The 15,119-nt window shown below is 70.5% G+C and carries 16 protein-coding genes and 1 pseudogene; 11 read left to right on the plus strand and 6 right to left on the minus strand.

Annotation, left to right across the window (positions count from 1 at the left end; translation table 11 throughout):
- The 3 genes from KBY81_RS14350 to KBY81_RS14360 all read right to left on the minus strand — a co-directional run.
- The coding region (locus KBY81_RS14350; RefSeq protein ID WP_254976852.1) for a transglycosylase domain-containing protein at nt 1–2,144 on the minus strand (2,144 nt) is incomplete at its 3' end.
- Nucleotides 2,141–3,157, minus strand: a complete 1,017-nt coding sequence (gene chlG, locus KBY81_RS14355; protein WP_106220568.1) for a chlorophyll synthase ChlG — start codon at nt 3,155–3,157, stop codon at nt 2,141–2,143. The genes chlG and KBY81_RS14350, both read right to left, overlap by 4 nt.
- A 13-nt stretch (nt 3,158–3,170) precedes the next feature.
- Nucleotides 3,171–3,383 (minus strand): DUF2862 domain-containing protein, encoded by a 213-nt coding sequence (locus KBY81_RS14360; protein WP_015109004.1) that lies wholly within the window; start codon nt 3,381–3,383, stop codon nt 3,171–3,173.
- Nucleotides 3,384–3,426: 43 nt separating this feature from the next.
- Between KBY81_RS14360 and hisF the strand changes: the two genes are divergently transcribed.
- From hisF to KBY81_RS14385, 5 genes are all read left to right on the plus strand, one after another.
- Nucleotides 3,427–4,224: an imidazole glycerol phosphate synthase subunit HisF gene (hisF, locus tag KBY81_RS14365; protein ID WP_106220569.1), complete on the plus strand. Its 798-nt coding sequence runs from the start codon at nt 3,427–3,429 to the stop codon at nt 4,222–4,224.
- Nucleotides 4,225–4,304: 80 nt separating this feature from the next.
- Nucleotides 4,305–4,628 (plus strand): hypothetical protein, encoded by a 324-nt coding sequence (locus KBY81_RS14370; RefSeq protein WP_015109002.1) that lies wholly within the window; start codon nt 4,305–4,307, stop codon nt 4,626–4,628.
- A gap of 34 nt (nt 4,629–4,662) precedes the next feature.
- On the plus strand, nt 4,663–5,364 hold the full coding sequence (ubiE, locus tag KBY81_RS14375; protein ID WP_106220571.1) for a bifunctional demethylmenaquinone methyltransferase/2-methoxy-6-polyprenyl-1,4-benzoquinol methylase UbiE: 702 nt from the start codon (nt 4,663–4,665) through the stop codon (nt 5,362–5,364).
- 100 nt (nt 5,365–5,464) lie between these two features.
- Nucleotides 5,465–6,343 (plus strand): glycine--tRNA ligase subunit alpha, encoded by an 879-nt coding sequence (glyQ, locus tag KBY81_RS14380; protein WP_106220572.1) that lies wholly within the window; start codon nt 5,465–5,467, stop codon nt 6,341–6,343.
- Nucleotides 6,340–6,522: a hypothetical protein gene (locus KBY81_RS14385; protein ID WP_106220573.1), complete on the plus strand. Its 183-nt coding sequence runs from the start codon at nt 6,340–6,342 to the stop codon at nt 6,520–6,522. Before glyQ ends, KBY81_RS14385 begins: the two co-directional genes overlap by 4 nt.
- Before the next feature lie 18 nt (nt 6,523–6,540).
- Here the strand turns inward: KBY81_RS14385 and KBY81_RS14390 are convergent, their stop codons facing one another.
- Both KBY81_RS14390 and KBY81_RS14395 read right to left on the minus strand, forming a co-directional pair.
- Nucleotides 6,541–7,566, minus strand: a complete 1,026-nt coding sequence (locus tag KBY81_RS14390) for a hypothetical protein (RefSeq protein WP_254976853.1) — start codon at nt 7,564–7,566, stop codon at nt 6,541–6,543.
- A 26-nt stretch (nt 7,567–7,592) separates the two neighbouring features.
- Nucleotides 7,593–8,498 (minus strand): helix-turn-helix domain-containing protein, encoded by a 906-nt coding sequence (locus KBY81_RS14395; RefSeq protein ID WP_254976857.1) that lies wholly within the window; start codon nt 8,496–8,498, stop codon nt 7,593–7,595.
- 195 nt (nt 8,499–8,693) lie between these two features.
- Here KBY81_RS14395 and KBY81_RS14400 point away from each other — a divergent pair, with 195 nt between their 5' ends.
- The 5 genes from KBY81_RS14400 (at nt 8,694) to KBY81_RS14420 (ending at nt 12,926) form a co-directional block, all read left to right on the plus strand.
- Nucleotides 8,694–10,199: an arylsulfatase gene (locus KBY81_RS14400; protein ID WP_254976854.1), complete on the plus strand. Its 1,506-nt coding sequence runs from the start codon at nt 8,694–8,696 to the stop codon at nt 10,197–10,199.
- A gap of 100 nt (nt 10,200–10,299) precedes the next feature.
- The gene (locus KBY81_RS14405; protein WP_254976855.1) at nt 10,300–11,223 is read left to right on the plus strand and encodes a formylglycine-generating enzyme family protein; all 924 of its coding nucleotides are present in this window, start codon (nt 10,300–10,302) and stop codon (nt 11,221–11,223) included.
- A 3-nt stretch (nt 11,224–11,226) separates the two neighbouring features.
- The gene (locus KBY81_RS14410) at nt 11,227–11,649 is read left to right on the plus strand and encodes a DUF1622 domain-containing protein (protein ID WP_254973699.1); all 423 of its coding nucleotides are present in this window, start codon (nt 11,227–11,229) and stop codon (nt 11,647–11,649) included.
- On the plus strand, nt 11,650–12,036 hold the full coding sequence (locus tag KBY81_RS14415) for a YidH family protein (RefSeq protein WP_015108993.1): 387 nt from the start codon (nt 11,650–11,652) through the stop codon (nt 12,034–12,036).
- 5 nt (nt 12,037–12,041) lie between these two features.
- A complete protein-coding gene (locus KBY81_RS14420) occupies nt 12,042–12,926 on the plus strand; it encodes a bile acid:sodium symporter family protein (protein WP_254973696.1) in 885 nt (294 codons plus the stop codon).
- Nucleotides 12,927–12,944: 18 nt separating this feature from the next.
- On the opposite strand, the gene KBY81_RS14425 is transcribed toward KBY81_RS14420, so the two are convergent.
- Complete coding sequence (locus tag KBY81_RS14425) at nt 12,945–14,624, minus strand: mechanosensitive ion channel domain-containing protein (protein WP_254976856.1); 1,680 nt, start codon at nt 14,622–14,624, stop codon at nt 12,945–12,947.
- 128 nt (nt 14,625–14,752) lie between these two features.
- Between KBY81_RS14425 and KBY81_RS14430 the strand changes: the two are divergent.
- A pseudogene (locus KBY81_RS14430) lies at nt 14,753–15,119 on the plus strand (competence protein ComEC); the annotation flags it as partial.

Raw genomic sequence — 15,119 nt, forward strand, 5'->3', positions numbered from 1 at the left:
GGGGCGGCGGGTTCCGGCGGTGGGGGCGGGGGAATGGCCGCATCGCGGGAGCGGGGGGCGGCGACGGGATTGTTCGGGGGTGCCGTCTGGGTCGGATCGGCCTGGGAGGGCGGCTGCTCGGTGGGGGGCTCCCGGTCGGGGGGGGTGATGCGGCTGGGCTCCTGATCCGGCGCCTGCCAGCTCGGGGTTTCGCGGCTGCCGCTGTCCTGGGGCCGGGCATCGCGCTCGGTGGTCCGCTTGCCCGGCACCGGTTTGAAGGTGCCGGTGAGTGTCGGCTTGGGGGGGAACGCCTTCACCGGCATCCCCTTGGTGACCGGTTCCATGAAGGTCCGCCAGGCGTAGGTGGCCAGCACGCTGGTGGTGCCCGTCTCCCGGTTGTTGTCGTACCCCAGCCAGACCCCGGTGGTGAGCTGGGGGATGGAGCCGATGAACCAGAGGTCCCGACCCCCCTCGGAGGTGCCCGTCTTGCCGGCCACCGCCCGGTCGGCCAGGGCGGCGCCGCCGCCGGTGCCGCCCCGCACCACCTGCTGCAGCATCCAGACCATCGCGTCGGCGATGTCGCTGCTCACCGCCCGGGTGCCGCGGGGGCCGTTGGCCCGGCGAGACCACAGCAGTTCCCCCTCCGGCCCGTAGATCTCCTCGAAGGCCAGCGGCTGGATGTACACGCCACGGTTCACCAGCGCCGCATAGGCGGCGGTCATGTCGAGCACCGTCTGCTCGTTGGCCCCGATCGCCATCGACAGGTAGCGGCCCAGTTCCCGGTGGATGCCGAGGCTCTTGGCGGTGGCGATCACCGGGTCGTAGCCCAGTTTCTGCAGCAGCCCCACCGCCACGATGTTGAGGGAGTTCTGCAGGGCCGTGGCCAGGCTCACCCGGCCCATGTAGCGGTTGCCGAAGTTCTTGGGGCAGTAGCTGCCGAAGCAGCGGGCCGAATCCAGCACCGTGTCCTCCGGCTTCATCCCCAGCTTGAGGGCCGTCAGGTAGACGAACAGCTTGAAGGTGGAGCCCGGGGAACGCAGCGCCTGGGAGGCCCGGTTGAACTGGGTCTTCTCCCAGTCCTTGCCGCCCACCATCGCCCGCACCAGCCCGGTGCCGGGTTCCATGGCCACCAGGGCCCCCTCCATGCTGCCGGTGGCGTAGGAGTCGATCGTTTTCTGGGCCTCCGCCTGCCAGGCCGCATTCAGGCCGCTGCGGATCGTCAGCCCGCCCACCTCCAGCTGCTCCTTGCTGAGCACCTTGGGCAGTTCCTGCTCCAGCCAGCTGGTGTACCAGGGAGCCGGGTTGAAGAAGAACTTCGGTTCCGCCGGCTTCAGCGCCAGGGGGGCGGCGTCGGCCCGCTGCAGCTGTTCATCGTCGATGAAGCCCGCCTCCCGCATGCGCTGCAGCACGATCGAGCGTCGCCGCAGCGCCACCTCCGGATTCACCAGCGGCGAATACACCGAAGGGGCCGGCGGCAGGCCGGCGATCAGGGCGGCCTCCGGCAGGGTGAGCTGGTCGGGACGCTTGGAGAAGTAGATCCAGGCCGCATCGGAGACCCCGTAGGCGCTGGAGCCCAGGTACACGTAGTTGAGGTACTGCTCGAGGATCTGGTCCTTGCTCAGCTGGCGCTCGATCTTTCCGGCCAAGGCCGCTTCCTTGAGCTTCCGCATGATCGTGCGGTCCTGGCTCAGGAACACGGTGCGCGCCAGTTGCTGGGTGATCGTGCTGGCGCCCTCCTCCACGGCCCCCTGCTGGACGTTGCGCAGCACGGCGCGGCTGATGCCGAACAGGTCGATGCCGTCGTGCTGGTAGAAGCGCCGGTCCTCGGCGGCCACGAAGGCGCGCTGGATCAGCAGCGGCATCTTGCCGGCGGGCAGTTTCTCCCGGGTGGCCGGCCCCTTCTTGAGCACCACCTGGCCGTCGGAGGAGAGGATCGTGATCGTCCCCGGCCGGTTGAAGCTGGTGATGCGGGCCGCATCGGGCAGCATCCCGTCGAGGGCGCGCACCACGGTCGTCTGCCCCAGGGCAACGAGCCCGCCCACGGCGGTGGCCGCGACGGCCGGGGCGAGCAGGCGCCAGCCGGAGCGTCGGGATGGGCGGCTGGGCGGAGGCTCACCGGGCTGCCGCGGGCCGGTGGTGGCCGTGGACAGGCCCACCCTGGTCATGGCAGCGGTGCCGTCAGCGCAGCGATAGGGGTGAGGTCACTGTGGCCGATCGCCAAGGCGGTGACAAGCATCCCCAGCACGAGGAACGGCTGGGCGCTGGCCTGGTACTTCACATCGAAGGCGACGGGATCACGCAGCAGCCAGATGTCCTGGAAGGTGATCTGGGGGATGATCAGCAGCACCAGGAGCACGGCGGCGAAGTGCTGGCCGATGGCGATCAGCACCGCCACCATCGCCAGCTGAAAAAGGTCGATCATGCCGGCGCTGATCCAGCTGGCCCGCTGGACGCCGAACACCACTGGCAGCGATTGCAGCCCCAGGGCCCTGTCCCCTTCGACGCTCTTGAAGTCGTTGACGACGGCGATGCCGAGCCCCGCCAGGCTGTAGGCCAGGGTGAGCAGGGCCGTGGTCCAGGTGAGCTGGCCGAACAGGGCCTGGCCGGCCCACCAGGGCAGGGCGATGTAGCTGGCGCCGAGGGCGTAGTTGCCGAGCCAGCCGTTCTGCTTGAGCTTCAGCGGTGGCGCCGAATAGATGTAGCTCACGAACGAGCCGCCCAGGGCCAGCAGCAGCAGCACCGGGGTGCTGTGGCCCGCCCAGACATCCAGACCCCAGGCCACGGCCAGCCCGGCAAGCAGTAGCACCACGATTTGGAGACGCACCTGGCCCAGGGGAATGGCCCCGGACGGGATCGGCCGGTAGGGCTCGTTGATCGCGTCGATCTCGCGGTCGTAGTAGTCGTTGATGGTCTGGGTGTAGCCGGCCAGCAGCGGACCGCTCATCAGCATGCAGGCCACGGAGGCCCCCACTTCAGGCAGGGTCCAGTGGAAATTCCCGGAGGCTGCCGCGCCGCAGATGACTCCCCAGATGAGGGGAATCCAGGTGACGGGCTTCATCAGCTGCAGCCGGATCTTCCAGATGTTGGAGGTGCCGGCGGCACCCTTCATCCCGAGCAGCTGACGGGCGCCACCGGAGACGCCTGGGGAGCCGGCGCTGGGTTCGGGGCTCTGGCTCATGGGTTGGGCCGTCTCAGGCAGGGGTGATCTCGTCGTCGAAGAACCAGGTGGTGGTGCCGCCGCTGAGCTCCACCACCACACCGATCCCGGTGCCGTCGGTGACACGGAAATCCTTCACCGTGCCGGTGGCATCGGCCTTGAGGGCGGCCACCAGATCGGCCGGAATCCGATCGCGCACGCGGGTGACCCGCACCTTCGAACCGATGGTGATGCCAGCCTGGGCCATGTCCGGCGCGATTAGAAAGTCGCGCAACCCTAACAGCGAACCCGTGGTAGCCAAGCGGATCATCCCCTGTCTCGACGTGGCCGACGGCAGGGTGGTGAAGGGGGTGAATTTCGTCGGGCTGCGCGACGCCGGCGACCCGGTGGAACTGGCCTGTCGCTACAGCGCTTCCGGTGCCGACGAGCTCGTCTTCCTCGACATCGCCGCCAGCCACCAGGGCCGCGCCACCCTCGTCGACATGGTGCGCCGCACCGCCGAGGCGGTGACGATCCCCTTCACGGTGGGTGGCGGCATCGTCAGCGTCGAGGGCATCACCGAGCTGCTGCGGGCCGGCGCCGACAAGGTGAGTCTCAATTCCTCGGCGGTCCGCACCCCCGAGCTGGTGACGGCCGGCGCCGACCGCTTCGGCTGCCAGTGCATCGTGGTGGCCATTGATGCCCGCCGCCGGCCTTGCCCCGACGGGGAAGCCCCCGGCTGGGATGTGTTCGTGAAGGGGGGGCGGGAGAACACCGGCCTCGATGCGGTGGCCTGGGCCCGTCGGGTGGTGGCGCTCGGGGCCGGGGAGATCCTGCTCACCTCCATGGACGGCGACGGCACCCAGGCGGGATACGATCTCGCCCTGACCCGGGCGGTGGTCGAGGCGGTGGAGGTGCCGGTGATCGCCTCCGGAGGTGCCGGCTGCATCGACCACATCGCCGAGGCCCTTGAGGTCGCCGGCGCCTCGGCCGCCCTGCTGGCCTCCCTGCTCCATGACGGGGTGCTCACCGTCGAGGAGATCAAGACCGACCTGCTGCGCCGCGGCCTGCCGCTGCGGCCCCTGCTGACGAGCCTGGCGGCGGGTTGAGCAGCCCGGGGCCGCGGCGATCGCACCGCTTGCTTCACTCGCCGTAACATTGGGAAACGTTCGTGGTTCGTGGTGCATCGGTGAACGCCTTCCTGCTGCTGCCGACGCCCCTGGTCACCGTGATCGCGCTCGTGGTGGTGGTGGTTGTGATCGCGCTGGTGGCCTGGGCGCTCCAGCTGATGCAGGCCGCCACCGACCGCCGCGAGTTCTCCCTGATGCTCGCCGGCTGCATGGTCTGCTCGGCGGCGGTGGGCCTGGCCACCGTGATGGTGCTCACCTTCACCAGCCCGGTGCGGCTGGAGGCCCGTGGTCTGGCGGCCCCCGAGCCGGAGCTCTCCGGCGTCAGCCTGGATGCGATCGTGCTGCCCTGGGACGACTCCCTGACCCTGCAGGGCGAGGGCTGAGGCCCGATTCCGCCGTCCCCCGTTCCGCTCCGTTTTGGCCACCGTTGATCCCCGGCAGATCAGCGATCTGTTCGACACCATCGCGCCCCGTTACGACCAGCTGAACGATCTGCTCAGCCTGGGGCTGCACCGGCTCTGGAAGCGACAGGCCCTGCTCTGGCTGCGCCCCCGCCCCGGCCAGCGCCTGCTCGACCTCTGCTGCGGCACCGGCGACCTGGCCCTGCTGCTGGCCTCCCGGGTCAGGCCCGGCGGGCAGGTGCTGGGCCTGGATGCGGCCGCCGCCCCGCTGGCCATCGCCGAGCACCGGGCGGCGCTCCAGCCCTGGCTGCCCCTGGAGTGGCGGCAAGGCGATGCCCTGGCCACCGGCCTGGCCGATGGCTGGGCGGACGGGGCGGTGATGGCCTACGGCCTGCGCAACCTGGCCGATCCCGCCGCGGGCCTGGTGGAGCTGCGGCGCCTGCTGCGGCCCGGCGGGCGGGCGGCGGTGCTGGATTTCAACCGGCCCGACCCCGCTTCAGCCCAGGCGGCTTTCCAGCGCTTCTACCTGCGCCGCCTGGTGGTGCCCGCCGCCCGCGCCGTGGGCCTGCCAGAGCAGTACGCCTGGCTGGAGGAGAGCCTGGCCCGCTTCCCCACCGGAGCGGCCCAGGAGGAACTGGCCCATGCCGCCGGCTTCGCCGGGGCCCGCCACCGTCCCCTGGCCGGCGGCCTGATGGGGTTGCTGGAGCTGCAGGCCTGAGGGCCCCTGCGGCGGCCTGGCCGCCCTGATCGCTGATCACCGATCTGGCAGCATCAAGCCGTCTTCCCTGCCGTCCTGGCCCGTACCCGACCGGCGCACCATGCTCTTCCAGGACATCATCGCCAGCCTCAACCGGTTCTGGGCCGACCAGGGTTGCCTGATCCTGCAGCCCTACGACACGGAAAAGGGCGCCGGCACCATGAGCCCCCACACCGTGCTGCGGGCGATCGGCCCGGAGCCCTGGGCGGTGGCCTACCCCGAGCCCTGCCGGCGCCCCACCGACGGCCGCTACGGCGACAACCCCAACCGGGCCCAGCACTACTTCCAGTACCAGGTGCTGATCAAGCCCTCGCCGGACGCCATCCAGGAGACCTACCTGGCCTCCCTCGAAACCCTGGGCATCCACGCCGCCGACCACGACATCCGCTTCGTGGAGGACAACTGGGAGTCCCCGACCCTCGGGGCCTGGGGCGTGGGCTGGGAGGTGTGGCTCGACGGCATGGAGGTGACCCAGTTCACCTACTTCCAGCAGTGCGGCGGCCTCGACTGCCGGCCGGTGTCGATCGAGATCACCTACGGCCTGGAGCGGCTGGCGATGTACCTCCAGGATGTGGAGAGCATCTGGGACCTGCGCTGGAACGGCGAGCGCAGCTACGGCGACATCTGGCTGCCGTTCGAGAAGGGGCAGTGCACCTACAACTTCGAGGCCTCCAACCCCGAACGCCTGCTGCAGCTGTTCGCCCTGCATGAGGCCGAGGCCGCCGATCTGGTGGCGGCCGGGCTGCCGGCCCCGGCCCTCGACCACGTGCTGAAGTGCAGCCACACCTTCAACCTGCTGGAGGCCCGCGGCGTGATCTCGGTGACCGAGCGCACCGCCACCATCGGCCGCATCCGCCACCTGGCGCGGCAGGTGGCCGAAGCCTGGCTGGAGGAGCGCCGCGCCCTGGGCTTCCCCCTGCTGGACGCCCCGCCGGCGTGAAGCGCACCCTGCTGGTGGCGGTGCTGGTGCTGGGCGCCTTCCAGGCCGGCCGCCTCACCGAGCGGGCCATCTGGCCCTGCCGGCTGCGGCCCCTGGCGGCCCTGGTCGCTCCGCTGGTGGGTCAGGAGCTGCCCAGCCCCCAGCTCTGTGAGCTGATGCTCAAGCTGCCGAGCTTCTGAAGGCCCGGGCTCCTCTGATCAGGGTGTCGGCGGCGTGGCCTGGCTGGCCGGCGCGGCGGCCACCGCCCGGCCCTTGGGGGCGCCGCCGAAGAAGACCTTCACGCCCACCTCGATGCCGTTCTGGTAGGTGGCAAAGGCGTTGGCAGGGTCGCCGCCGTTGTCCCAGGTCAGGCCCATCAGGCGCCAGGACAGGTTCAGGTCGGTGTTGTCACCGATGGCGTAGCCCAGGCCCACCTGGGCGTTGCCGCTGAGGTCCTGCTGGCCGGCCAGGCCGAAGCCGCCGATGTCGCCGCGGGCGAAGGCCCGCAGCCGCGGCGACAGGAACACCGTGGCCTGGGTGCCCACCAGCGGCTGCACCCAGGTGCGCCGGAAGTCGCGGGTGGGCTCCAGCAGGGTTCGTCCGAAGGGCCCCTCGACGCCGGCCGCCAGACTCAGCTGGCCGGAGATCAGCCGCACCCCCGCATAGGGAATCACCGTCACAGCGCCTGGCCGGCCGAGGGCCGATTCCTGCTCGCCGAACCGGTAGCGCAGGGCGAGATCGTAGATGCCCAGCTGCTGCCCCACGCTGGCGCTCGCGCCCAGGAACTGACGGCTGGGCAGGTCCAGACGTCCCGTCTGGTCGGCCAGGCTCACATACCAGAGATCGGCCTGGAGCCCCAGCCGGCCCTTCTCGATGCTGCCGCGGGCGGAGGCGTTGAAGCGCAGGGCATCCAGGATCTGCCCCAGCCCCAGGTCGACGTCGGCCTGCCGTCCGCGGATCGTGGTGAAACCGGTGGTGCGCAGCGGTGCGAAGCCGTAGAGCTCGAGGGTGCCGCTCCAGGCGGGGTCGGGCACCGTCTCCGCCGGGGCTGTTTCTGGCGCGGCCGCCAACTCCGGCGGCACCGCCGGGGCCGGTGGCGGCAGGCGCAGCTCCTGGCCGATCCAGGGGACCTCCGGCGCCCGGCCCCGGGCCGGGTCGGCCAGGCTGGCCGAGGGCCCCAGGGCCGGCAGCACCAGGGCCAGGCCGGCCAGGACGTGCAGCGGGCGGGGCGTGCGCGCGTTCATGGGGTGGGGATGGTTGGTCAGGACGCTCAGGTCCGGTGGCTGGTGCGGGGATGTTCGCCGAACAGGCTGCGGTAATCGCGGGCGAAGTGCCCCGCGTTCATGAATCCCCACGCAGCGGCCAGCTCGGCGATCGTGGTGGCCTGGGGATCGGCCGCCAGCAGGGCCTGCCGCACGCCGTGCAGGCGACGGACCTTGAGGTAGGCCATCGGACCCATCCCCAGGTGCTCCCGGAACCCCTGCAGCAGGCTGCGCCGACCGGCCGCCACCTGGCGGCAGAGCCCATCAAGGCTGATCGGTTCCTGGGGATGCTCCGTCATCCAGGCCTGGGCGGCCTTCACCAGCTCGATCCGGGCCGGCGGCCGGGCCAGCCGCTCGCCATGGCCGGTGCGGTGCACCAGGGCCTCCACCAGCAGGGGCACCAGATCCCCGCCCAGCCGCCGGCGGATCGCCGGATCCGCCAGCAGGCCCGGCGACCGCTCGGCCAGGCGGAAGATCCGGCGCAGGCTGGCCCTCACCCCCTGGAAGCGCAGCGGATCGATCGCCTCCCAGTTGACACCCTCCAGTGGCTCCTCCAGCCCGGGCCCGCCCAGCTCCCGGGCCCACTGCAGGAACCGGTCCCGCTCCAGGCTGAGCACCGCCAGGGTGCAGCGCTCGGGGGTGGTGAGGTGGATCTCACCGCCTGCGGCCAGGCCGAAGAACGCCGTGGCCGGCAGCTCCAGGCCGTGGGAGCGGATCACGGGGCGGCCCGGGGTCTCCTCCAGGTCGAGGGCGATCAGCTGGCGGCCGGCGGGTTTGGCCCCACCCCCGTGCAGGGGGCGATCGAAGTGCAGCCGCAGGACCTGGAGCGCACCCAGGTCGATCGCCAGGAGCTCACTGCTCAGCAGACCTCCGGCGAGCTGGGTGAGCTGCACGGGCAGCAGGGGGTTGAGCACCCTCTCCAAGCGGGCGATGTCCTGGATGGAACGGGAGAAGGGAGCAGTGGAACCGCACTTTCTGAGTGTTCGGATCGTTCGGCTCTGTGCATCCTTTGGGGGCGTGTCCTCCGGATCCGTGGCGACCGTCACGTGACAAGGGGTCCCAGAACCCTCTTCCTACCCCACTCCCTCACCCGCCGGGTGTTCCCCGCCATGCCCAACGGCCAGCCCAACATCCTCATCCTCTGGGGCGATGACATCGGCCAGAGCAACCTCAGCTGCTACAGCGACGGTCTGATGGGGTACCAGACCCCCAACATCGACCGGGTCGCCAGCGAGGGCGGCCGCTTCATCCATTACTACGCCGAGCAGAGCTGCACCGCCGGCCGGGCGGCCTTCATCTCCGGCCAGAGCGTGTTCCGCACCGGCCTCAGCAAGGTGGGGCTGCCGGGCGCCGAGCTCGGTTACCGCGCCGAGGATCCCACCATTGCCGAGCTGCTGCAGCCGCTGGGCTACCGCACCGGCCAGTTCGGCAAGAACCACTTCGGCGACCGCGACGAGCATCTGCCGACGATGCACGGTTTCGATGAGTTCTTCGGCAACCTGTATCACCTCAACGCCGAGGAGGAGCCGGAGCTGCCCGACTATCCCAAGCCGGAAGACTTTCCCGATTTCCAGAAGAACTTCGGCCCCCGCGGTGTGCTGCACACCTGGGCCAACGGTGATGGCACCCAGCGCATCGAGAACACCGGCCCGCTCACCAAGAAGCGGATGCAGAACTGCGATGAGGAGTTCCTCGCCGAGGCCAAGCGCTTCATCCGTGACGCCGTCGCTTCCGGAGAGCCCTTCTTCGTGTGGTTCAACACCACCCACATGCACTTCCGCACCCATGCCCGTCCCCAGGACATCGGCCAGGCGGGGCGCTGGCAGTCGGAGTACCACGACGTGATGATTTATCACGACAACTGCATCGGCGAAATGCTCGACCTGCTCGATGATCTGGGCATCGCCGATGACACGATCGTGATGTACAGCACCGACAACGGGCCCCACATGAACAGCTGGCCCGATGCCGGCATGACCCCGTTCCGAAACGAGAAGAACTCCAACTGGGAAGGGGCCTACCGGGTGCCGGCCCTGGTGCGCTGGCCCGGCAAGATCGCCCCCGGCACCCTCTACACGGGCATCGTCAGCCATCTCGACTGGCTGCCCACCCTGCTGGCCGCCGCTGGGGAGCCACAGATCAAGGAGAAGCTGCTGGAGGGCCACACGGTGGGCTCCAAGACCTTCCGGATCCACCTGGATGGCTACAACATGCTCGACTACTGGACCGGCCAGAGCGACAGGAGCCCCCGGGTGGAATTCTTCTATTTCTCCGACGACGGCGACCTCACCGGCCTGCGCTACGACAACTGGAAGTTTGTGTTCATGGAGCAGCGCGCCACCGGCACGCTGCAGGTCTGGGCCGAGCCCTTCACGCCGCTGCGGGTGCCCAAGATCTTCAACCTGCTCACCGATCCCTACGAGCGGGCCGACATCACCTCCAACACCTACTGGGACTGGATGCTCGACCATGCCTTCGCCCTGGTGCCCGCCCAGGTGATCGCGGGTCGGTTCCTGGCCACGTTCCAGGACTTTCCGCCTCGCCAGAAGGCGGCCAGCTTCTCCCTGGAGGATGTGATCGAGAAGATGACCGCCGCCGCCAGCGGCGGCCACTGAGGGGCTCGCCGCCGCCGCCCCCGCCATGACCCCGGAGCGCCCCCCCTCCCCGACGCGATCCGCCCCGGCCCCCCGGCCGGGACGCCCGCCGGCACGGGACATGGTCTGGATTCCCCCGGGCAGCTTCGCGATGGGCTCCGACCACCACTACCCGGAGGAGGCCCCGGCCCATCGGGTGACGCTGGGGGGCTTCTGGATCGACCGCACCCCGGTCACCAACGCCCAGTTCCAGAAGTTCGTGAAGGCCACGGGGCACATCACCCTGGCGGAACGGCCGGCCGATCCGGCCGACTATCCGGGAGCCCTGCCGGAACGGCTGGCGCCGGCTTCGATCGTGTTCGTGCCGCCGCCCGGGCCCATCGGCACCGGCGATCCCTATCGCTGGTGGCAGTACCGGCCGGGGGCCAGCTGGCGCCATCCCGAGGGCCCCGGCAGTTCCATCCGGACCCGGGAGCACCACCCCGTGGTGCACGTGGCCCATGGGGACGCGGCGGCCTACGCCGCCTGGGCCGGCAAGCAGCTGCCCAGCGAGGCCGAGTGGGAACGGGCCGCCCGTGGCGGCCGGGAGGGGGGGGAGTTCGCCTGGGGGGATGAGCTCCACCCCGGCGGCCGGCCCATGGCCAACACCTTCCAGGGGGATTTCCCGCACCACAACAGCCTCCTCGACGGCTGGGAGCGCACCTCCCCGGTGGGGGCCTTCCCGCCGAACGGCTACGGCCTGTTCGACATGATCGGCAACGTCTGGGAGTGGACCGACGACTGGTACGGCGGCCATGCGGCCGCCGTGCTGGCGCACAAGGGGGCCGGCGGCTGCTGCACCATCGACAGCCCCCGCGGGGCGGAGCGGGAGGCCAGCATCGATCCGGGCTCCCAGCACGGTCACCAGCCGCGCAAGGTGGTGAAGGGTGGCTCCTTTCTGTGCGCCCCCAGCTACTGCCGCCGCTACCGGCCCGCGGCGCGCATGGCCCAGGGCGTCGACACCTCCACCTGCCACATGGGCTTCCGCTGCGTCGTGAGGAGCTGATCCATGCCGGCCCTTCCCCTGGTGGAGTGGCTCGATCGGTTCGCCGTCGGCCTGCGCTTCGTGCTCGAGGGCGTCTCGCTGGTGTGCGTGGCGCTGGGCTTCGCGGCCACCCTGCTCCAGGCCGTGCGCCAGAGGCTGGGCCCCGGCCGCCACCGCCGCGAACCCATCAGCCGGCGCTTCAACGGCCTCCGCCTCACCTTCGGCAGCTGGCTGTCGATGGCCCTGGAGTTCCAGCTGGCCGCCGACATCGTCGCCACCACCACCGCCCCCTCCAACCAGAACCTGATCCAGCTGGGTGTCATCGCCGTGATCCGCACCTTCCTCAACGTCTTCCTGGGCCGGGAAGTGGAGCTGGAGATGAAGCTCGAGGAGGCCCAGCGCCAGCAGCGTGAGCTGCGTTCCACCACCGAATCCCTTTCGCCCTAGATGGCCAACCTCAACAACGAACTGGCCAAGGAGCGCAACCGGGCGGCCGCTGAGCGCACGTTGATGGCCTGGATCCGCACCTGTCTCTCACTGATCAGCTTCGGCTTCGGGCTCGACAAGATCATCGGCGCCATCAACAGCAGCCGCTTTGACCGCAGTGCCCATGCCGGCCTGAGCGTGCGGCTGGTGTCGATTGGTTTCGTGCTGGTCGGCATCCTGGCGATGGCCGCGGCGACCCGCCAGCACCTGCGCACGCTCAAGCTGATCCGGCGCGACGACTTTCTCTATGCCGATCAGCGTTCGATCAGCACCATCACGGCGATGGCCCTCACTCTCATCGGTGTCTTCGCCTTTGTGCTGCTGGTGATGGGTTCCCCTCTCGGTTGATTCCCATGCGCGAAGCCGCCGGCGTTCTGGCCACGACCACGATCGTCACATTGATGTTCAGCCTGGGCCTGGGGCTGAAGCCGTATCCATTCCTGCTGCTCCGGGATCGCCCCGCCTTCCTCTGGCGGGTGCTGCTCGGCACCGGCGTGCTGGTGCCCCTGGCCGGGCTGGCCCTGGTGCTGCTGCCCCTCCATGGCCAGCTGAGCCGGCCCGCCTGGGTGGCGATGGCCCTGATGCTGGCCTGCCCCAGCGCCCCCCTGATCCTGTTCCGGGTGCGCAGCAGTGGCGGCACCGCCGAGCTGGCCGCCCGGCTGCAGATCGGCGCGGCGCTGCTGGCGATCGTCACGGTTCCGCTGATGGAGGTGATCTTCCGCGCCGCCGCCGGCCTGCGGGGCTGGGAGGTGGCCGGCTGGGGGATCAGTCCGGGCCAGGTGGCGGGCCAGGTGCTGAAGGTGCAGGTGCTGCCGGTGGTCGCCGGGGTGCTGCTGGGACAGTGGCAGCCTGGGCTGGCAAGCCGCTGCAGTCGGGCCCTCGGGGCCCTGGCCACCGTGCTGCTGATCGTGATGCTGGTGGCCCTGCTGCTGCTCAGTGGCCGGCAGCTGCTGCCCTTCCTGCAGCAGAACCTGGTGGGTCTGGCGGGGATGGCTGTCCTCAGCGCGCTCAGCCTGGCGATCGGCTACGCCCTGGCCGGACCCGACCCGCTGGAACGGCGCACCGTGGCTCTGGTGACGGGCATGCGCAACACCGGACTGGCGGCCCAGCTCGCCCTTTCCTACGGCAAGGGGCTGGCGGGCCTGATCCCCGGCCTGCTCGCCTATGTGCTGATCACCGTGATCGTGACCACCCTGTTCCTGCGCTGGCAGCAGCGCCAGCTGGCCCCCTCCGGCTGACCGTACCGGCCGGATCCGTCAGCCGCTCTTCGGCACGGTGCTCCGGTTGCCGTTGCGGATGGCGTGGTAGCCGGGGGAGAGGATCTCCACATCGGCGGCGGCGAACTGATCCTGAAGCGCCGCCAGAACCTCCGAGAGGGTCTGGCGGTAGGTGCCCGGCTCGCGCACGAAGGCATTGAGCTCGTAGCTGATGTGGAAGTCGTTGAGGGAGGTCTGGAGCACGAACGGCTCGATCTCGTCGGTGATGCCCGGCACGCTCCGCGCCGCCGCCAGCATCAGCTCCTGCACCTGGCGCCAGGGGACGTCGTAGCCGATGGTGATCGTGGTGGCGATCGCCACCGGCTGGCTGATCTCCCGGCGGGAGAAGCTGTAGTTCACCACCGAGGCGCCGATCACGCTGGCATTGGGAATGCTCACCAGTTCGTTGCGCGGCGTCTGCAGGCGGGTCACCAGCAGGGCCCGGTCCTGCACCACCCCCACCACCCCGTTGATCTCCACCCGGTCGCCCTCCCGGAACGCCCGGGTGTAGATGAGCATCAGTCCGCTGATGATGTTGCTGGCGATGGCGCTGGAGCCCAGGGCGGCCAGGGCGCCGATGAACAGTCCGGCCCCCTGGAACACCTTGCTGCCGGAGCCGGGGATGTACGGGAAGGCCGCCGCCAGGCCGGCCAGGCAGAGCAGGATCGCCACCAGCCGGGCCGTCGGCAGGGCCCACTCCTGGTAGAAGCCGGGCAACCGGATCCGGCCGTGGTCGATGGCCCGGAACCAGGACTGGCTGGCCCGGATCGCCAGCACGGTGATGACCAGGATCACCCCGATCGAGACGAGATTGGGGATAGCCTGCACGATGCCGCCCAGGAAACCCAGCACCACCGTCCTGATCTGTCCCCGCAGACCTTCGGCGATGGCTTCGGTGGGTGGGAAGAAACCCAGCAGCAGGGGAATCAGCAGGTAGCTGATCACCAGCACCAGCGACCAGTGCACCACCTGGCGCAGCCACTGCATGAGCTGTCGCACATGGTCCAGCTCGACGAACCCGCCCAGGCCCAGGCGACTGAGCTCCTGCATGACGAAGCGGGGACGTTCGGCGAAGTACCGCTCGACCCGCCTGTTGAGCTCCCCCTGAACCCGCAGCCAGAGGATGTAGAACCCCAGCACCAGCGCCGCCAGGGCCGTTCCCCTCAACCAGGACGCGAGGGTGTGACGGCCCCGGTAGCTGGTGATCGCCCGCCGCATGCCGTCCCGGTAGCGCACGGCCAGCTGTTGCCGCGTCAACCCGAAGCAGGCCGCCGCGCGATCGCCCACGGCCAGTTCGGGCGAGAAACGACCGTCCTGCTCCCTGACGCCCACCAGGGAGAAGGGGGCCTCGTCCTGCACCACGAGCTGGCCCGGCTGGACGGTGTGATCCTGGGCGAGTTCCAGCAGGCGGGCATTGGCGCGGCGCACGTAGTCGTCGAGCCGCTGGGCGGCGGGGGCCCGGCGGATCTCCAGGTCGCGGCGGCCATCGAGGCCGATGAAGAGAGGGGTGGTCGCGCAGCCCTGCGCGGCCGCCGCCGTGGCGCCTCCCTCGCCGGCCCAGGCTGGACTCGACGGATCGAGGGCCAGCCCCAGCCCTGTCCCAAGACCAGGACCAGGACCAAGACCAAGGCCGAGGCAGAACAGCAGCGCCAGCAGGGCGATCTGCCGTCCAAGGGTCAACGGCCGCCACGTGAATCTCTGCCGCTGCATCACCGATCGCCGGGATCCGCCGAGGGGATTGTCCCGTGGTGTTGCCACCGGTGTCGATGGCGCCGGGGGCCGGCGGCCGCCGGCGGGAACCCTGGAGCATGCTCCGCTCCCCCCTGCTGCCGCTGCTGCTGCTGACCGTGGTGCTGGTCCAGGCCCAGCTGCGGCCGCTCCGGCCCGGACCGGCCGATCCGCTGCGGCTGCTCGCCGGTGGCGATGGGCCGCAACCGGTGATCCTGCAGGGCCGTCTGCTGGCCGACCCGGTGGCGGCGGGGCCGGCGGCAGCGGCGTCGAGTCCGGGTCCCTGCCGGGTGCTGCTGCAGACGGCGGGGGGCCGCAGCGAGCTGGGCTTCGCCACCTGTCCGGAGCTGCGGGAGGGCTGGGGGGTGCGGGTGACGGGGCTGCTGCGCCGCCCCCGGCCGGCCCCCCACCCCCTGCTGGCGGGGCCGGCCGCACCCCCGGCCCCCC

This window comes from Cyanobium sp. Lug-B (assembly GCF_024345635.1).
In the GTDB taxonomy this organism is placed as follows: domain Bacteria; phylum Cyanobacteriota; class Cyanobacteriia; order PCC-6307; family Cyanobiaceae; genus Cyanobium; species Cyanobium minutissimum.